Origin of the sequence: Streptosporangium minutum (assembly GCF_002149035.1) — a bacterium.
GTDB classification, from domain to species: domain Bacteria; phylum Actinomycetota; class Actinomycetes; order Streptosporangiales; family Streptosporangiaceae; genus Streptosporangium; species Streptosporangium minutum.
In genome coordinates this window covers 31,858-49,280 of the sequence record NZ_NGFP01000035.1, presented here as the reverse complement: position 1 = coordinate 49,280, position 17,423 = coordinate 31,858, and the positions used below count along the sequence as shown (strand labels likewise).

Sequence of the window (17,423 nt, the reverse complement as noted above, 5' to 3'; positions counted from 1 at the left end):
ACGTAGCGCGGGACGTCGGTGTAACTGGCGATATGTCGTGGATTCGACCAGTATCCCGGTGTGATCTGGAATGTTGAAGAGTTCGCACGCGCCGCCGCGGTGACCGCCGACGGGCTGGCCGCCTACGTGGACGAGAGCCAGCGGGGCCTGCCGCCCGTCATCCGCGGCCGACCGCCGCGGGAGGTGGCCGAACGGCTCGGGCTCGTGCGGTGGATCCGCGAGGGCGGGATGACGCCGGACAGCTACGCGGAGTTCCTGGCGGCCTACCTGGACGAGGGGACCCGGCTGCACCACCCCGCCTACCTCGGCCACCAGATCGCCGCCCCCGACTTCCCCGCCGCGCTCGCCGACTTCGTCCACGGCGCGACCAACAACCCGATGGCGGTCTACGAGATGGGCGCCTCGGCGGCCACGGTCGAGTTCGAGGTCCTGCGCTGGATGCTGGGCAAGGTGGGGTTCGGGGAGACCGGCGGAGGGGTGCTCACCCACGGGGGTTCGCTGGCCAACCTCACCGCGCTGCTGGCCGCGCGCGCGGCGGTCGCGCCGGAGGCGTGGACCGACGGGGTCCCCGCCGACCTCGCCCTGCTCGCCCCCGCCTCGGCGCACTACTCGCTCACCCGCGCCGCCGCGATCCTGGGGCTGGGGGAGCGGGCCGTCGTGCCGCTGGACGTGGACGGGCTGGGCAGGATCGACGTGGCGCGCCTGCCCGAGGCCCTGGGCCGGGTACGGCGGGCGGGACGGCGGCCGATGGCCCTGGTGGCCAGTGCCTGCTCGACGGGGACCGGCCTCTACGACGACCTGCGCGGCATCGGCGAGTTCTGTGCCGCCAACGGCGTCTGGTTCCACGTGGACGGCGCCCACGGGGCGTCGGCGCTGCTCGCCGAGGAGCACCGGCACCTGCTCGACGGGATCGAGCTCGCCGACTCCCTGATCTGGGACGCGCACAAGATGCTGCGTACCTCCAGCCTGGCGGCGGCGGTCCTGACCAGGAGGGAGGGCGACCTGGACGCGGCCTTCCAGCAGCGGGCGAGCTACCTGTTCTACGGCGACCAGGGCTTCGACCTGATCGGCAGGACCGTGGAGTGCAGCAAGGCCGAGCTGGGCCTGAAGGTCTTCCTCAACCTGGCCTGGCGGGGCGAGCGGGGGCTGGGCGACCACGTCGCGCGGCAGTACGCCACGGCGCGCCGCTTCTGGGAGCTGGCCCGGGAGCGGCCCGGCTTCGAGTGCCCCTACGAGCCGGAGAGCAACATCGTCTGCTTCCGGTACGGCGGCGCCGACCAGGCGGAGATCCGCGAGCGGCTGATGGCGGACGGCGCGTTCCAGCTCACCTCGGCCGAGATCGGCGGCGTCCGTCACCTGCGGGTCACCGTGATGGCCCCCGCCACGGACGACAAGACGCTGGAGGCGCTGCTCGACCGGATCGGCGAGCAGGAGCGCGGCCCCGGCGGGTGACGGGTCCACCCCGGGCCGGGGAGTCCGTGAGAACGGCGGGTCCCGATGCCGGGCCGGGGTTGAGGACGTCGAGGGGACCCGTGAGGCTCCGGGGTCGGCGGCGGCCCGGAAGGGCCGTTCCGCCGGGACACGTCCGGTCCGATCACCCGGACGTGTCCTGATATAGCGTCGCGGTCATGACCGAACTCGACAGCCGCCTCCGCGCGGTGTGTGACCTGGCCGTCGCCGATGTCCGGGAGATGGCCGGACGGCACGAGTACGACGGCCGGATCCAGGACCTCTCGCCCGAGGGCGTGCGCGCGGGACTGGCCGCACTGGGCGGGGGGACGCCGCCCGCCGACCCCTACGACGCGGCGCACCTGCAGATCTTCGAGGAGGCCACCCGGGTCCGGTTCGGCGAGCTGGAGCTGCACCGCGGCAGCCCGCTCGAACACGCGAACAACCTCGACCTCGCCACCTACGACCGTGACTACGCCCCCGAGGCCGAGCGGGCCGCCGCCAAGCACGCCCATCTCGCCCGGTGGCCGGAGGCCGTGGAGAACGCGATCGCCTCGCTCGACCGCCTCAGCGCCCCCGTCGCGAGCGCGCTGCTCGGAGCCGTGCGCGGCCTGGCGGCCGGGGTTCCGGCGGACGCGGAGGAGTCCGTGCGCGAGGCGGCGCTCAAGGCCCACGCCCGCCTGGTGGAGCACGTCGAGGAGGCCGCGCGCACCGGCGACCCGGAGGCGGCCCTCGGCGCCGGAGGGCTGACCCGGTTGATGAGCGCGGGCGAGGGCCTCACGGTGGATCTGGGCCGGCTCGCCGAGCGGGCCGACGCCGAACGCGACCGGCTCATGGCCCGGCTGACCGAGGCCTGCGCCAGGCTGGGCTCGGCCGGCCGGTCGCCGCTGGAGGTCTCGCGCGAGCTGGTCAGGCAGCACCCCGGCATCGACGGCGTGATCGACGCCGCCAGGACCGGCACCGAGAGGGCGATCGCCTTCACCCGGGAGAAGGACCTGGTGCCCTACCACGACGGCGAGTGCCTGGTCGGTCTCGCGCCGGAGTCGCGGCGGTGGGCCATGGCGATGATGAGCTGGTCGGCGCCCGGCGAGCCCGACGGCCCGTCCTGGTATCACATCACCCCGCCCGATCCCTCCTGGCCGGAGCGCGACATCGAGGAGTGGCTGGAGGTCTTCAGCGAGACCACCCTGCCCGCGATCAACGTGCACGAGGTCGCCCCCGGGCACTTCTCCCACGGCCGCGCCCTCCGCCACGCCCCCTCCGACGTGCGGCGGACGCTGATGTCCATGGCGTTCGCCGAGGGGTGGGCGCACTACGCCGAGGAGCTCTGCGTCGAGGAGGGCTTCGCGCCCGACGACCCGCGCTTCGAGATCGGCGTGTGGCTGGAGGCGTTGATCCGGGTGACCCGCCTGGCCTGCGCCATCGGCGTGCACACCGGGACGATGACCGTTGAGGAGGGAGCCCGGCGCTTCGAGGCCGACACCCACATCGCCGGCCCCGCGGCCCTGTCGGAGGCGGCGCGGGCCACCTTCGACCCGACCTACGGCCGCTACACCTGGGGCAAGCTGGAGATCCTCGACCTGCGCGAGCGGGCCAGGGCCGAGTGGGGCGCCGGATTCACCCTCAAGCGCTTCCACACGGCCATGCTCGACCTCGGCTCCCCGCCCCTGGGCCTGCTCGGCCACGCGCTCCGGGCCTAGCCGTACTCGCCGGTCCGGACGGGGTGTCACGGTGGGAGGGGCGACGGCCGGCGGCCGTCGCCCCTCCGCCGACCGGGTGGGCCCACGGCGATGAGGACACCTCGTCGCTCATCGGGAACCGTACGGCCGAGGCCTCCCGGGGCGGGGGACGGATCGGGTGTTTCGCCCACGTTTCGCACCTACGAGTAACGATGCTGACAGGCGCAGATAGACTGGATACACCGCTGTGTTTCCTTTGGGGGTCTTGGTGTCTGAGTTCGACACGGTCCTGGTCGTCGACTTCGGTGCGCAGTACGCGCAGCTGATCGCGCGACGGGTGCGTGAATGCCACGTCTACTCCGAGATCGTCCCGTCGACGATGCCGGTGGAGGAGATGCTGGCCAGGAAGCCCAAGGCCATCATCCTGTCCGGCGGCCCCTCGTCGGTCTACGCCGAAGGCGCCCCGGCCGCGCCCGCCGGCCTGTTCGAGACCGGGGTCCCGACCTTCGGGATCTGCTACGGCTTCCAGGTCATGGCCCAGGCCCTCGGCGGTCAGGTGGCCAGGACCGGCATCGCGGAGTACGGCGGGACCCAGCTGGAGGTGACCCAGGAGGGCGTCCTGTTCTCGGGGCTGCCCGCCCAGCAGTCGGTCTGGATGTCCCACGGCGACAGCGTCGCCGCCGCCCCCGAGGACTTCCTCGTCACCGCCGCGACCTCCGAGACGCCGGTCGCCGCCTTCGAGCACCCCGGCAAGGGCCTGTACGGCGTGCAGTTCCACCCCGAGGTCCTCCACTCCGAGCACGGCCAGACCGTGCTGAAGCACTTCCTCGACGCGGCGGGCTGCCGCCCCTCCTGGACGATGCTCAACATCGTCGAGGACGCCGTCGAGGCGGTCCGCGCCCAGATCGGCCCGGAGGGCCGCGCCATCTGCGCCCTCTCCGGCGGCGTGGACTCGGCGGTCGCCGCCGCCATGGTGCAGCGCGCCATCGGTGACCGTCTGACCTGCGTGTTCGTCGACCATGGGCTGCTGCGCAAGGGCGAGGCCGAGCAGGTCGAGCGTGACTTCGTCGCCGTCACCGGCGTCCGGCTCCGCGTGGTGGACGCCCAGGAGCGCTTCCTCAAGGCGCTCGACGGGGTCACCGACCCGGAGGAGAAGCGTAAGATCATCGGCCGCGAGTTCATCCGGGTCTTCGAGGACGAGCAGCGCGCCATCATCGCCGACGGCCCGGTCGACTTCCTCGTCCAGGGCACGCTCTACCCCGACGTGGTCGAGTCCGGCGGCGGCACCGGCACCGCCAACATCAAGTCGCACCACAACGTCGGCGGCCTCCCCGACGACCTGCGGTTCTCCCTGGTCGAGCCGTTGCGCGCGCTGTTCAAGGACGAGGTCCGCCGCGCGGGCGAGGAGCTCGGCCTGCCGGCCGCGATGGTCTGGCGCCAGCCGTTCCCCGGTCCCGGCCTGGGCATCCGCATCGTCGGCGCGGTCACCCACGACCGCCTGGAGATCCTCCGCGAGGCCGACGCCATCGCCCGTGAGGAGCTCTCCCGCGCCGGTCTCGACCGGGACATCTGGCAGTGCCCGGTCGTCCTGCTCGCCGACGTCCGCTCGGTGGGCGTCCAGGGCGACGGCCGCACCTACGGCCACCCGATCGTCCTGCGCCCGGTCTCCAGCGAGGACGCCATGACCGCCGACTGGTCCCGCGTCCCCTACGACGTGCTCGCCCGCATCTCCACCCGGATCACCAACGAGGTCCGTGAGGTCAACCGCGTGGTGCTCGACGTGACCAGCAAGCCCCCGGGCACCATCGAGTGGGAGTAGGCAGGACCGACGGCGCGGCCCCCGGGGATCGATCCCCGGGGGCCGCGCCGTTCTCCGTCCTCACCCGGCCTTGCGGAGGCCGAGCCACTGCAGGGCGGCGAACCCGCCGACGACGGCCGCCTGCATGACGACCCAGACGGCGCCGAGAGTGGTGACCTCCAAGCCGCCGGCCGCCAGTTCGGCGACGCTGACCACGGTCCACAGGGCGTTGAGGGCGACCGCCGCCACGACGGCGGTCCGGTTGACCGCGGCAGGCCGTGCGATCAGCCAGACCGCGACGCCGTACACGGTGAGGAACGCGCCGATGCCGTACTGGAGGCCGGCCGGCAGCCCGAGCAGGTCGTTGATCGGAGCGGTCAGGGCGAGGTAAGCGAGGCCGTTGACGGCGGTGACGACGGCGTCCAGGCGCAGGGCCAGACGCACGAGCCGGTAGGGGTCGGTGGTGGGGACGGCGGCGACGGCGGTCATCTCGAAAAGCCTTTCCGGACGGGCGGACGGGGTACGGCCGGCCCTCAGAGGGCGGCGGGGACCTGGTCGAGGAAGCCGTGGACGGTCTGGATGCGGCCGTCCTCGGTCAGGACCGCGACGTCGAAGCCGACCACGATGGCCTCGCCGCCCTCGGGGCCGAGGTTCCAGGTGAAGCGGGCCAGGTTGTGGTGGGCGTCGACCTCGCCGCCCGGGGTGAACACCAGGCCGGGGAACTGCTGCTGGACGGCGGCGATGGTGGCGTCGATCGCGTCGCGGCCCGTGGCGTCGGCCAGGGGGTCGACATAGCGGGCGTCCTCGGCCCAGATGGCGTCGATCTCCGCACGCCGCTCGGCGGCGTCGGTGATGTTCCAGGTGGCCAGGTAGCGCTCGACCAGCTTGGCGGTGTCGTTCATGTCGCTCGTCTCCTTGTTTCCTGCGGTTGTTCCTGCAGGTCATAAAGTTACGGAGATCGGCGGGCCGGGGAATCAGTCATCCACCGGTACTTCTGGGACCCGCTATAGGTCGGCTTGGGGCGCTCCGGTCCTCACCGCCGGTCGCCGCCGCAGGGGGACTCCGCGCGTGATCGCCGGAATTGTGGTCTGTCCACTGCGCGGTGGGAAGAGTGTCCGTATCGGGATAGATGGTCGTTAGGCCGGTTTCACTATGTCTGTCCAGGTAAGTTGGGGCGGGTGCCCCCGACAGTCATCGATGCCGGATCTTCCACGGCCACTCCAGCCAGCCGGCTGGCCTGGCTGGACGCCCTGCGCGGACTCGGTGCCGTCGCGGTGCTGCTGGAACATCTGCTGCCCTGGTTCATGCCCGCCCTCCGGCCGTACTGGTTCAACCTCGGTATGTACGGCGTCCTGGTCTTCTTCCTGGTCAGCGGCTACATCATCCCGGTCTCGCTGGAGAGGCGCGGCGACGTCCGCGCCTTCTGGATCAGCAGGGTCTTCCGGCTCTACCCGATCTACCTGCTGGTCGCGGCCTCCGTCCTGCTCATGGCCTTCTGGACGCCGGTCCGCGAGCAGGTCCCCCGTGACCTGTCGGCCGTGTCCGCGCACGTCACGATGTTGCTGGACGTGGTCCACCTGGGCGGGCTGGCCGACACCATGTGGACGCTCTCCTACGAGATGGTCTTCTACCTGCTGGTCACCGCGCTGTTCGTCCGCGGCCTGCACCACCGGAGCGGGACCTTCGCGGTGGGGTTCGGCGCGGTGGCGGTCGTCGCCGGGCTGGTGCTGTCCGCGCCGCTGCTCAAGGGCCCCTGGCCCGCCTACGTGTCCGGCGTGCTCTTCCTCGTCGGCATGGTGTGCCTGATCAGCGGCAGGTTCCGGACCGCGGCCGCCTACGTCCTCGGCGGGATGTCCGTGGTGTTGCTGATCTTCGGCAGCTTCGTACCGTGGCTCGGGGCGGCGATCCTCGCGGTGATGTTCATCGGGACCGCCGTCCGCCGGTGGGAGCAGGGCACGGGCGGGCTCCGGCCGGTGGCCGTGGCGACCGTTCTGGTGGCCCTGGCCCCGGTGTGGTCGGGCCAGGCCGGGTGGTGGTGGGTGCAGCCGGGCGTGTGGTTCACCACGATGGCGCTCGCGGGGGCGACGTTCGCGGGCGCGATGGCCCTGCGCCACCGGCGCCTGCCAGGCTTCCTCGTCCGGCTCGGCCTGATCAGCTACTCGCTCTACCTGCTGCACCACCCGCTGCTGAGGCTGGCGAACTCCCTCCTGGGAGACGTCCGGTCCATGCAGCCGGTGGTGCAGGTGTCACTGTCGGCGGGCTTCGTCGCGGCGGTGGTCGGCCTGAGCTGGCTGACCTACCGCTACGTCGAGCTGCCGATGCAGCGGCTGGGCAGGCGGGTGGCTCACTGGCCGTCGGCGGGCGACTCCGCGCTCTCGGCGCCCTCGGCGGGCGTGTCACCCGTCAAGTCCTCGTCCTTCTCGCTGCCGACCGGGTAGATGTCGGCGGCCTTGAGGTCCTTCACGCCGCGCAGGGAGGAGACCGCGACGACGTGGTAGCCCTGCTTCTGCAGCGCGGTCAGCAGCTTGGGCATCACCTTGACGGTCTGCTCGACCCAGTCGTGCATGAGGATGACGCCGTCACGCTTGGCGTTCTTGAGCACCTCGTCGTAGATGGCCTTCTCGTTCTTGGTCGCCCAGTCACGTGAGCCGCCGTTCCACAGCACGATCGGCATGCCCATCTCCGCCGCGATCGCCTTGACCCGGTCGTCCATCTCGCCGTACGGCGGGCGGATCATGGTCGGCGACTTGCCGGTGACCTGCTTGACGATGTCCTGGGTCTTGGTCAGCTCCTCGCGGATCTTGTCCTCGGAGACCTCCCGCAGGTGCGGGTGGGTGTAGCTGTGGTTGCCGAGGTCGTGGCCCTCGGCGGCCATCCGCTTGGCGAAGGCCGGGCGGGACTTCACGTACTGGCCCTCAAGGAAGAACGTGCCCTTGGCCTTGTACTTCTTGAAGGTGTCGAGCAGTTTGTCGGCGTACTTGCCGGGACCGTCGTCGAAGGTCAGCGCGATGCACTTGACCTTCACGCAGTCCACCGGCGCGACCTTGGCGGCGGACTTGGCCTTGTCCGTCGTCTTGGCCGTGGTGGTCTTGGCCGTGCTGGTGGGCTTGGCCGTGGAAGTGGGCTTGGGCTGGTCCGCGCTCCAGGCGGTGGTCGGCGCGGCCACCAAGGCCAGCGCGCAGGGGACGGCCAGCAGCATTCGAGCAGGAGACTTCATGAGGGGAGCTCCGGGTGTTACGAGAGATGCGGGCGGGACAGAAAAAAGCATCCTATCCGGACACTTTGCCTGAATGTGGGGCGATCGCTCGTCTGCCAGCCGACGTTCAGGCTTCTGCCAGCCCGCACTCAGGGAGAGCCGTCCTGCGTACACCGTTAAAAGCTCGGCAAGAGCACGGTGTGCGGGAGGCGAATCGCGGGGGCCCGGTCCATCCCCGGAAAGATCATCGTATCCGGGTCGCGCACCACCTGAGTCCGCGGGGTCGTGCATGAGGGACGGGTGAATCCATGGATACGGCGACACTGGCCGCGGGCGCGGAGCACGGTGAGGCGGCGCCGGGACCGCGGCGACGGTCACGGCTGCTCGCCGTGGTCCCGGGTACGGCCGCCGCGGCGGTGACCGTCGGCACGTTGCTGGCCTACGGCACCCCGCCGGCGACGATCGGGCTCTTCGCGGTCTACGTGGCGTTCGGCCTCACCCTCCCCGGGACCCTGCTCTGGCGTGCTCTCGCCCGGCTGCCGTCCCCGCCGGCCGTCGACCTCGCCGCGGGCACGGCGCTGGGATACGCGCTGGAGATCCTGCTCTACCTGGTGGCCCGCGCCGTGGGCCATCCCGGACTGATCCTGCTCGGCCCGCCGGCCGTGATCGCGGTCTTCCTCGCCCACCCCCGCCTGCGCCGCCACTGGCGGACCGCGACCGAGCTGCGGATCCCCGTCCGTCCCGCCGCCGCCATGGCCGCGGTTTTCTGCTTCCTCGTCGTCTCCAGCGGCCTCACCTTCTTCGGCGGCCACGGCCTGCGATGGCCTGAGAACGGGAACCCGTACGTCGACATGCCCTTCCATCTGGGGCTCGTCGGCGAGCTGCGCAACCATCTGCCGCCGACCACCCCCCACGTGCTGGGCGAGCCGCTTTCCTACCACTGGTTCGTCTACGCCGACATGGCGGCCACGAGCTGGGCGACCGGGATCGAGGCCCAGACGCTCCTGTACCGCCTCGCGGTCCTTCCGATGATCGCGATCTCCGTCGTGCTCATCCCGGCCGTGGCCTTCATGATCACCGGGACGTGGCGGGCCGGCGTCCTGGGGCTGCTCATCACCTACTTCGCCGGCCCGCTCGATCCCTACCCCTGGACGGGGACGGACTTCCCGGGAGGCCCGCCGACCGTCTCCCTGGCGTGGCTGAGCCCCACCCAGACGTTCGGAGCCGCGCTCTTCGCGGCTTTCACCCTGCCGGTGGTCGCCCTGCTGGGACGGCGGGCGCCGGGCAGATCGATCTTCGTGCCGGTGGTCGTGCTGCTCGCCGCGCTGGCGGGGGCGAAGGCCACCTATCTCCCGTTGCTGGCCGCCGGTCTCTGCCTGCTCGCCGCGGTGGAGTGGACGCGGTCCAGGCGGCTGGACCGCACCCTGGTGGCGCTCGGCCTCCTCACCCTCGTGACGCTGGCGTTCGCGCAGCTCGTCCTCTTCGGCGGGGCCTCGCAGGGGCTGCGGGTCTCGCCGTTCTCCACGGCCGTCAGGTTCGTCATGCGGTCCGTCCCCGGCAGTGGCGGCGGCGATCTCCAGTTCGCGCCCGTGGTGCTCTCCCTGGTCTTCCTTCTGGGGTGGGCGGCCCTCTGGGCGGGAGCCTTCGGGGGCCGGGCCGCTCCCGGCTCCGGGCCGGACCGGGCGCTGACGCTGTTCCTGGGGATCGGGCTGGGCGGCGTCGCCGCGGTGACCGTGCTCGGGCACCCGGGCATGAGCCAGATGTACTTCCTCGCCGCGGCCAGGCCGTACCTGTCGATCGCCGCCGCGGCCGGCATCCTGGCCGCCCTGGCGGCCGTCCCCCGGCGGTCGCGCGTCCGGGTGGTGTGCGTCTGCGGTGCGGTCGGAGGCGCGGTGGCACTGCTGGTCGCCGCGGTGCGGCCGGAGTCTCCGCCCGATCTGGCGGCGCTCGGCGGTCCCGCTCTCGTCACTGTCTTCGTGCTGCCCGTGATCGTGCCGTGCGCGGTCGTGGGCGCCGCGCTCTGCCTGCTCTGGCGGCTTCGGTGGCGGCGGGCTGCCGTACTCCTGCTGCTCGCGGGACTCTCGGCGCCCTCGGTGGCCCAGTCCGTGGTCGCCGGCCTGACCTACAGGGTCCCGGTTCAGACGATGGAGATTCCGGCGGAGGGGGTGGCGGTCGCGCGCTGGCTGCGGGACCACTCGGGCGCGGACGACGTCGTCGCGACCAACGCCCACTGCCGGTTCGTCGTCCCCGGTTCCTGTGACAACCGGCATTTCTGGATATCTGGCTATACCGAGAGACGGGTCCTGGTCGAGGGCTGGGGATACACGGCGCGGGCGCTGGCGTCGCTGACCGACGTCGACCGGGAACCCGCGGCCTCGGTCCCGTTCTGGGACGCGGAGCTGCTGGCGGCCAACGACGCCGTCTTCACCGCCCCCACCGCGCGGGCGGTCGACCTGCTCGCGCGACGCTACGGCGTGCGCTGGCTGATGGTCGACGGGAGGCGCCTCCCGGCCGCGCCGGACCTCGGAGAGTTCGCCCGGCTCCGCCACGCGGAGGGCCCGTTCGCCGTCTACTCGATCGTCTCCTGAGCGCCGTGCCGTCCGCGCGGTGTCACGCGACCGGTCACGGGGACATGTCGGTAGTTCACGGGCTGTGTGTCGCATATATGGCGAATGTGCTTTCGTGGACGCCAATGAACTCCATCCCCTACATTGAGACTTGATCATTGCCGATCGCACCGGCGGCGAGAAGGCACTCGTCCCGGTGCCTCCCGGACGCCACATCCTCCGCCGGCCGGCCGCCTGCGCTGAGGGCTGTCGTTCAACCCGCCGAGCGCATGGAAGGTGTATCGAGTGTCCGACGGCGTCCCTTCAAGCCCGACATATCCGGACTCATCCGCAGGTCTGTCGCCGAGTGACCCCGGGACGTCCAGTCCGTCATCGAGCTCCTCCCCGTCGGATCAGTCCTCATGCCCGCACGATCCCCCGTGCCGGATCCGCCCGTGCCTGCCGGAAGACAGACTGGGCCGCTCTCCCGGCCCTCTTTTCTCCGGGCAGGGAGACTACGTTCACACCCCGGGCCGACCCGCCGAGCCTGCCCTGGATGACAAGGACGGCTACGAGGCGCGGACCGACAAGATCATCACATTCGCCAACGTGATGCTCGAGGCCGAGGCGAACATCGGCAAGCTCAAGATCAGGGCCGCCACAGCCGACCACTGGAATCCGGTGCTCGGCGTCCCCCCCATCCCCGGTCGTCAGCTCAGAAGGCTCAACGGCTTCATCGAGGAGTGGGTCGAAGCCGCGGGAACCCTGCAGAAGGTGCTCGGGGACGACGCGCCGAAGCTGAGGGACGTGGCACAGAGGTACGACGACGCCCACGGGAACGCTGAAAAAGCCGTCGATCAGATCAGACTGTGAAGGATGCCCTAGATGTCGAATGCCTCGGGCAATCCGCCCCACGGGGGCCAGAACGCTCACCTGTACAGGCGGGCAGAACGGCTTCGGGCTGCCACCGAGCAGGCCAGGACCGCTGAGCTCGCTGAGGAGGCCAGGCTTGCTGAGAAGGCCAGGATCGCTCAGCGGGCTCAGTGGTCCATGGCGGACCGGCAAGCTGAGTGGGACACGGCCGGCCGGGCCAAGGCCGCCCAGGTCAAGGTGGATTCGAATTTATTCGACAGAATGTGGAACCAGCTCAAACCCGGTAGCCAGAGAATCGTCAGGGCGATGACCATAGGCGGCCTCGCCGTGATAGGCGTTCCGCTGGTCGTCACCGCCCTTATGCACGTGGCTGATCCCACCAAGTACTTCGATGACCGGAGTACATGGAACGAGATGCTGGAAGATCTCAAGGTCAGCGCCTGGGATGTATGGATCACTTACTTCAGCGAGGTCGCACCGTACTGGATGGGGCACGCGTCCGAAACGGTCCAGCGCTATCTCAGATTCGAGCTGATCGGCATGTTCGACGAGCTCGGACGCATCGCCACTGAGATAAGCGGCACCCTGACCACCCTGGCCTGGGACATCGTTGATTACAACACCAGCCTCGTCGATCTGGTGACGAGTTACGGCCCCATCCTCATGGCGCTCGTGCCGTTCTCCGGGACTTTGCCCGGTAAGGCCCTCCTGGTGGCGGCCGCCTTCGGGTTCCTCAAACTGCTCTGGGGGCTGGTGAAGGAGTTCATCGGCAAGCTCAAGTCACTCGACCTCAAGCTGGAGACTCTCGGCCACAAGATGTTCGAACTCCGAGGGCTCTTCAACGTGGGTGACAACAAACTGCATCTGAAGCCGGTGGGCTACGACCCCAATCTCTGGGTGCCCGTCACCAAGGAAAACTAGTGACGTACATCGGCGCGGGCGACGAAGAGGACCTCCCGCGGTTGTTCCGCGAGGTCGAGCGCATGGCCGGCACGTTCGCGGACGGGATGCGGGAGCTGGACGAGCGCAAGGTGACCGGCGCCGACAGCAGTGGCCGGGTGGTGGCCACGGTGACGGGCTCGTCGCGGCTTCTGCACGTGCGCATCGACCCTCGGGCGATGCGCGACCTCGACCATGTGGCGCTGAGCCAGGCCGTGCTGGACGCGGTCGGAGCGGCGCGCCGGGCCGCGGGGGAAGGGCTGGACGAGATCCTGGGCGGGCTGGACGGTGGCCGGCCGCGGCCCGCCCCGGAGGACGATCCGTTCGCGCGTTACTTCGACGCGTTTCTGCGGGAGGACGGGCATGGATGAGACGGCCAGGCTGCGGATGCTCACGGAGCGGCTGGAACGGCTGGAGCGGCGGTCGGCGGCTCTGGCCGAGACCGGCGCGGCTGCGGAGCAGTGGGCCACGCGGGAGTTCACCGGCAAGGCCGACAGGGGTGGGATCACGGCGACCGTGGACGCCTCGGGAAACCTGCTGGCCCTCGACATCAGCCAGCTGAGCAAGCGGCGGCATGACGGTGTGACGCTCGGCGACGCGCTGGTCGAGGCGGTCCACAAGGCCGAGCAGGCCGCGAGCGAGTCGCGGGCCACGCTGATGGGCGGCCTGGGCGTCGACCTGGGCGTCGACCTGGGAGACCTGTTCGGCGACGCCAAACGCTTCTTCGAGGCTGACGGCGGCCCGGACCGTTAGGACCTCGTCACGTAGGACCTCGTCACGGTCGCGCTCCGCGAGCCGAGCGCGTCCGACGGGCCGGTGACCGCGGGCCGGCCCGGCAGGCGCATGGCCGTACGGACCCTCACGCATCGTGCCGCTACACTACGCTGTCGCGACGATACTGTGAGCTACTCCGCTGCCTGCCGTGACCGAAAGGGCGAAATCGGTGCAAGATCATATCGACACGCAGATCAGGGCGTTCATCGAACCTCGCTTCCCCGGCCGGAGCTGGACCGACGACGACGACATCTTCGCCCTGGGGTTCGTCGACTCGATGTTCGCGATGGAGGTCGTGATGTTCGTCGAGCGGGCCTTCGCGGTGACGGTGCCCAACGACGAGCTCCACATGGACAACTTCCGCAGCGTCCGCTCCATGGCCGCGCTGGTCCGGCGGATCTCCGCCGGCCCGAAGACGGGGGCGGTGCCCGCATGACCACGGGCGTCGAGGGGCGGGGGACCGGCCCGATCAAGTGCGTCGTCTGGGACCTGGACAACACCCTGTGGGACGGCGTCCTCCTGGAGGACGGGGAGGTCACGCTCCGGCCCGGGGTCGCGGAGGTCGTCAGGGTGCTCGACGAGCGGGGAATCCTGCAGTCGATCGCCAGCAGGAACCACGGCCCGGCCGCCATCGAGCAGCTGGAGCGGTTCGGCCTGCGCGACTACTTCCTCGCTCCGCAGATCGGCTGGAACTCCAAGTCCGAGTCCGTGGCGGCCATCGCGAAGTCCCTGAACATCGGGATCGACGCGCTGGCCCTCATCGACGACCAGCCCTTCGAGCGGGAGGAGGTCGCCTTCAGCCATCCCCAGGTGCTCTGCCTGGACGCCGACGAGGTGGCGAGGATTCCGGAGATGCCGGTCTTCATGCCGAGGTTCGTCACCGAAGACTCCCGCAACCGGCGCTCCATGTACATGGGGTCCGAGCTCAGGGACGCCGCCGAGCGCGAGTTCGGCGGGACGAGCGACGACTTCCTGGCCACCCTCGACATGACCTTCTCGATCTCCGCGGCGGCGGAGGCCGACCTCCGGCGTGCCGAGGAGCTCAGCGTCCGGACCAACCAGCTCAACTCCACCGGCGTCACCTACTCCTACGAGGAGCTGCGCGCGTTCACGCGGTCCCCCGACCACCTGCTGCTGGTGGCCGGCCTTGAGGACCGGTTCGGCTCCTACGGGAGGATCGGCCTCGCTCTCGTCGAGCGCGGAGCCGAGATCTGGACGCTCAAGCTCCTGCTGATGTCCTGCCGGGTGATGTCCCGGGGCGTCGGGACGGTCCTGCTGAACCACGTCATGCGCCTGGCGCGGGACGCCGGAGTGCGGCTCCGGGCGGAGTTCCTGCCCAACGACCGCAACCGGGTGATGTTCGTGACCTACCGCTTCGCGGGTTTCCAGGAGGTGGAGACCCGGGGCGAGCTCCGGATCCTGGAGTCCGACCTCGACCGCATCCAGGACCCTCCCGCGTACCTCACGGTACGGACCGGCTGACCGCCGTGCTCAGGGGAGCGGTCGAGCGCGAGTGCGAGATGATCCGGCGGTGGCGCAACCACCCGCGCGTGCGGGGGGTCAGCTTCACCGACCACGAGATCGGCGAGGTCGAACACCGCAGGTGGTGGCGGGCGACGGTGGCGGACGGCACGCGCCGGATCCTCGTCTACGAGCACGGCGGCGTGCCGAGCGGAGTGGTGAACCTCTTCGACCACGACGCCCGCGCGCGGCGGGCCGGATGGGGTTTCTACCTCGACGTCGACGGGCTCGGCGAGCGGGGCGAGCTGCTGGCCGCCTGGATGCGGATCGAGGCCGAGGCCATCGCGTACGCCTTCACCGAGCTGGGGATCGGCACGCTGCGCGGCGAGGTGCTGGCCCGTAACGAGGCGGTCAGGACCCTGCACCGCCGCCACGGGTTCGCCGAGGTGGGCACCTACACGCGCGAGGTGGGCGGTGTCCGGGAGCCCGTCGTCGTCATGGAGCTGACGAGATGATCACGGGACGGCCGCCGTGCCGCCACCCCGGGCGACCACGGCCTGGGGTGGGGCATCGGCGATCGGGGATCACGGGAGGACGCGACATCGGCGGCCGGGGTGATCCCTGGGGGAAACCGGCGTCGGCGGCCGGGGTGATCCCTGGGGGAAGCCGGCGTCGGCGGCTGGGATGATCACCGCGAGAGCAGGGCGTCGGCGGCTGGGGTGATCACGGCGAGAGCAGGGCGTCGGCGGCTGGGGTGATCACGGCGAGAGCAGGGCGTCGGCGACTCTCGTCCTGCCCTCGCCGTCGACCAGCGCGGGCCCCCGCGCGCCGAGCTCCTCGCGGGCCCGCGCGGAGGTGAGCAGGTCCCGCAGGCACGCGCGGGCGGGGCCGGCCGTACCGGCCACGGCGTCGAGGTGGCCGAGCCCGGCGGCCAGCCCGCGCGAGACCACCTCCTCGTAACCCGGCCGCTGGTTGGCCGCCACCCAGACGAGCGCGGCGGCCTTCCCCAGGTAGAGGAGATCCCACATGCTGCTCCCCGCCGCCGTGACGACGAGGTCCGCCGCCGCGATCAGCCGGGGAAGGTCGTCGGTGGGGGGGATCCGGCGGACCGTCTGGCCGCCGGCCGGTCGGAGATGGTCCAGCGCCCGCTCTCGCGGGGTGACGGCCGTCGCCAGGAACGGCACGCCCGTCGCGATGAGCTCTCCCACCACGGTGGGAGCCGCCCCGGCCGCGTCGGTGCCGCCGAAGAAGCACAGCACCCGAGGCGGCCGTCCGTGCTCCACCGGTCCCTGACCCGGCTGCCGGTGAGCCGGCAGCACCCCGTCCGGCTGCCGGGGCTCCACCGGTCGCCCGTCCGGCTGTTGAGGCTTCACCGGTCCCTGAGCCGGCAGCACCCCGTCCGGAGGCTGAGGCTTCACCGGTCGCCGATCCGGCCGCAGGTGATCTGTCAGCGCGCTGTCCGGTTGCCCGGGCTCCGTCGGCCCCCGTCGGCGCAGGCGCCGTACGTCGTCGCGGAGAAGGGCGTAGCGCACCCCGGCGAGCCGGACCGATCCGGCGGGAGTGCGGCCGGGGCGGCGCTCGGCGCCGAGGTTCTGGTCCAGATAGATGTCGGCGTCCTGGCCGCGGTCGTCGTCGTCGACGACGGCCAGCACCCGTATCCCGGCCCGGCGGAGCGCTCCCGGGCAGCGGGGGTCGAGATCGTAGGAGTCGACGACCACGGCGTCGAGCGCGAGGCGGCGGGCGGCCCGGACCATGGCCGCCGCGTCGCCCGGCCCGGGGAGCAGCCTCAGGCCGCGCCGGGCCAGCTGCTCCGCGGCCCACTCCAGCCCGCCCATGTCGCCGAGGACGACGACCTCCAGCCGCCGTTCCCGCAGCTCCTCGGCCAGGGCCAGGCAGCGCATCAGGTGGCCGACGCCGCGGCCGACGCCCGCGTCGCAGCGGATGCCGACGCGTCTCACGCCAGCTCCAGGGCCTTCTGCTCCACCGCGGCGTTGAGCGCCACGACCTCGGGCCGTTCCCTCAGCCAGCCGACCAGGGTCCGCAGCGGCACCGGGCCGTCCCCGAAGTGGTCGACGACGGCCCTGATCAGCTCCCAGTCCTCCACGGTGTCGAGTGTGACGCGCAGATCGGCGTCGCCCGGCGGGAACGTGAGACCGATGATCCGGAAACGCTCCGCGTGCGTGTAGACGTACGACGTCACGTGGGTGCGGTGGTGGCCGGTGGCCGTACCGTCGAGGCTCCGGAGCGCCCCGGCGGAGATGATCTCGACGTCCAGCCCCCTGGGCAGGGTCCTGGGCTGCGGGCTGGTGCTCAGGTAGTCGAGCCCGGGGGCGGCCCGCCACATGCCCGCCGCCATCGCGATGATCTCCGGATCGAGCAGCGGGCAGTCGGCGGTGAGGCGCATGACCGCGTCGCACTCCAGCCGGTCGAGAACGCCCAGGAAGCGGGTCAGCACGTCGTCCACCGGGCCGCGGTGCCAGGCGACGCCGAGCCGCTCGCACTCCGCGACGACGGCGTCGTCGGCGGGCTCGGTGGTGGTGGCCACCACGAGGTCGTCGAGGACGCCGCGCGGGACGGCGCGCACGACCCGTTCGAGGACGGTGCGCCCGCCCAGCGTCCGCAGGACCTTTCCCGGCAGGCGGGTGGAGCCCATGCGGGCCTGAATGACTCCGGCGATGTGAACGGCCAAAACATTTCCTAACTCGGTT

The 17,423-nt window shown here is 71.2% G+C and carries 17 protein-coding genes; 12 read left to right on the top strand and 5 right to left on the bottom strand.

Going from position 1 to position 17,423, the window contains the following annotated elements; genetic code table 11:
- The first annotated feature begins 60 nt into the window (after positions 1 to 60).
- From CA984_RS10725 to guaA, 3 genes are all read left to right on the top strand, one after another.
- Positions 61 to 1,452 carry a pyridoxal phosphate-dependent decarboxylase family protein gene (locus tag CA984_RS10725; RefSeq protein ID WP_086570806.1) on the top strand — a complete coding sequence of 464 codons (1,392 nt, stop codon included), beginning with the start codon at positions 61 to 63 and terminating at the stop codon, positions 1,450 to 1,452.
- 176 nt (positions 1,453 to 1,628) lie between these two features.
- Positions 1,629 to 3,149, top strand: coding sequence for a DUF885 family protein (locus CA984_RS10720; protein WP_086570804.1), 1,521 nt, complete (start codon positions 1,629 to 1,631; stop codon positions 3,147 to 3,149).
- A 226-nt stretch (positions 3,150 to 3,375) separates the two neighbouring features.
- Positions 3,376 to 4,947: a glutamine-hydrolyzing GMP synthase gene (gene guaA / locus CA984_RS10715; RefSeq protein ID WP_423229294.1), complete on the top strand. Its 1,572-nt coding sequence runs from the start codon at positions 3,376 to 3,378 to the stop codon at positions 4,945 to 4,947.
- A 60-nt stretch (positions 4,948 to 5,007) separates the two neighbouring features.
- Here guaA and CA984_RS10710 read toward each other — a convergent pair whose 3' ends face one another.
- Both CA984_RS10710 and CA984_RS10705 read right to left on the bottom strand, forming a co-directional pair.
- Entirely contained in the window at positions 5,008 to 5,415 is a 408-nt protein-coding gene (locus CA984_RS10710; protein WP_086570800.1) for a hypothetical protein, read from the bottom strand.
- Between the two features lie 44 nt (positions 5,416 to 5,459).
- Positions 5,460 to 5,828: a nuclear transport factor 2 family protein gene (locus CA984_RS10705; RefSeq protein ID WP_086570797.1), complete on the bottom strand. Its 369-nt coding sequence runs from the start codon at positions 5,826 to 5,828 to the stop codon at positions 5,460 to 5,462.
- A 276-nt stretch (positions 5,829 to 6,104) separates the two neighbouring features.
- On the opposite strand from CA984_RS10705, the gene CA984_RS10700 reads away from it, so the two are divergent.
- On the top strand, positions 6,105 to 7,364 hold the full coding sequence (locus tag CA984_RS10700) for an acyltransferase family protein (RefSeq protein WP_242675865.1): 1,260 nt from the start codon (positions 6,105 to 6,107) through the stop codon (positions 7,362 to 7,364).
- On the opposite strand, the gene CA984_RS10695 is transcribed toward CA984_RS10700, so the two are convergent.
- Positions 7,271 to 8,125: a polysaccharide deacetylase family protein gene (locus tag CA984_RS10695; RefSeq protein WP_242675864.1), complete on the bottom strand. Its 855-nt coding sequence runs from the start codon at positions 8,123 to 8,125 to the stop codon at positions 7,271 to 7,273. The two genes, CA984_RS10700 and CA984_RS10695, sit on opposite strands and share 94 nt — an antisense overlap.
- Before the next feature lie 305 nt (positions 8,126 to 8,430).
- On the opposite strand from CA984_RS10695, the gene CA984_RS10690 reads away from it, so the two are divergent.
- From CA984_RS10690 to CA984_RS10655, 8 genes are all read left to right on the top strand, one after another.
- Positions 8,431 to 10,710, top strand: a complete 2,280-nt coding sequence (locus CA984_RS10690) for a hypothetical protein (RefSeq protein ID WP_086570793.1) — start codon at positions 8,431 to 8,433, stop codon at positions 10,708 to 10,710.
- A gap of 567 nt (positions 10,711 to 11,277) precedes the next feature.
- Positions 11,278 to 11,541, top strand: a complete 264-nt coding sequence (locus CA984_RS10685) for a hypothetical protein (protein ID WP_086570791.1) — start codon at positions 11,278 to 11,280, stop codon at positions 11,539 to 11,541.
- 12 nt (positions 11,542 to 11,553) lie between these two features.
- On the top strand, positions 11,554 to 12,462 hold the full coding sequence (locus CA984_RS10680) for a hypothetical protein (protein ID WP_133061615.1): 909 nt from the start codon (positions 11,554 to 11,556) through the stop codon (positions 12,460 to 12,462).
- Complete coding sequence (locus tag CA984_RS10675; RefSeq protein ID WP_108724556.1) at positions 12,462 to 12,851, top strand: YbaB/EbfC family nucleoid-associated protein; 390 nt, start codon at positions 12,462 to 12,464, stop codon at positions 12,849 to 12,851. The genes CA984_RS10680 and CA984_RS10675 overlap by 1 nt, the downstream gene beginning before the upstream one ends.
- Positions 12,844 to 13,233 (top strand): YbaB/EbfC family nucleoid-associated protein, encoded by a 390-nt coding sequence (locus CA984_RS10670; RefSeq protein WP_086570786.1) that lies wholly within the window; start codon positions 12,844 to 12,846, stop codon positions 13,231 to 13,233. The genes CA984_RS10675 and CA984_RS10670 overlap by 8 nt, the downstream gene beginning before the upstream one ends.
- A 190-nt stretch (positions 13,234 to 13,423) precedes the next feature.
- Positions 13,424 to 13,690, top strand: coding sequence for an acyl carrier protein (locus CA984_RS10665; RefSeq protein ID WP_086570784.1), 267 nt, complete (start codon positions 13,424 to 13,426; stop codon positions 13,688 to 13,690).
- Positions 13,687 to 14,736, top strand: coding sequence for an HAD-IIIC family phosphatase (locus tag CA984_RS10660; protein WP_086570782.1), 1,050 nt, complete (start codon positions 13,687 to 13,689; stop codon positions 14,734 to 14,736). Before CA984_RS10665 ends, CA984_RS10660 begins: the two co-directional genes overlap by 4 nt.
- A gap of 5 nt (positions 14,737 to 14,741) precedes the next feature.
- Positions 14,742 to 15,230, top strand: coding sequence for a GNAT family N-acetyltransferase (locus CA984_RS10655; protein ID WP_086570780.1), 489 nt, complete (start codon positions 14,742 to 14,744; stop codon positions 15,228 to 15,230).
- Positions 15,231 to 15,473: 243 nt separating this feature from the next.
- On the opposite strand, the gene CA984_RS10650 is transcribed toward CA984_RS10655, so the two are convergent.
- Positions 15,474 to 16,673: a hypothetical protein gene (locus CA984_RS10650; RefSeq protein ID WP_086570778.1), complete on the bottom strand. Its 1,200-nt coding sequence runs from the start codon at positions 16,671 to 16,673 to the stop codon at positions 15,474 to 15,476.
- Positions 16,670 to 17,404: a cytidylyltransferase domain-containing protein gene (locus tag CA984_RS10645; protein WP_086570776.1), complete on the bottom strand. Its 735-nt coding sequence runs from the start codon at positions 17,402 to 17,404 to the stop codon at positions 16,670 to 16,672. The genes CA984_RS10650 and CA984_RS10645 overlap by 4 nt, the downstream gene beginning before the upstream one ends.
- Between the last annotated feature and the right edge of the window lie 19 nt (positions 17,405 to 17,423).

Excerpts from the sequence above, each read along its gene's own strand:
- CA984_RS10720 (WP_086570804.1), top strand. The coding sequence starts at position 1,629 with ATGACCGAACTCGACAGCCGCCTCCGCGCGGTGTGTGACCTGGCCGTC.
- CA984_RS10710 (WP_086570800.1), bottom strand. The coding sequence starts at position 5,415 with ATGACCGCCGTCGCCGCCGTCCCCACCACCGACCCCTACCGGCTCGTG.
- CA984_RS10705 (WP_086570797.1), bottom strand. The coding sequence starts at position 5,828 with ATGAACGACACCGCCAAGCTGGTCGAGCGCTACCTGGCCACCTGGAAC.
- CA984_RS10695 (WP_242675864.1), bottom strand. The coding sequence starts at position 8,125 with ATGCTGCTGGCCGTCCCCTGCGCGCTGGCCTTGGTGGCCGCGCCGACC.
- CA984_RS10690 (WP_086570793.1), top strand. The coding sequence starts at position 8,431 with ATGGATACGGCGACACTGGCCGCGGGCGCGGAGCACGGTGAGGCGGCG.
- CA984_RS10680 (WP_133061615.1), top strand. The coding sequence starts at position 11,554 with ATGTCGAATGCCTCGGGCAATCCGCCCCACGGGGGCCAGAACGCTCAC.
- CA984_RS10670 (WP_086570786.1), top strand. The coding sequence starts at position 12,844 with ATGGATGAGACGGCCAGGCTGCGGATGCTCACGGAGCGGCTGGAACGG.
- CA984_RS10660 (WP_086570782.1), top strand. The coding sequence starts at position 13,687 with ATGACCACGGGCGTCGAGGGGCGGGGGACCGGCCCGATCAAGTGCGTC.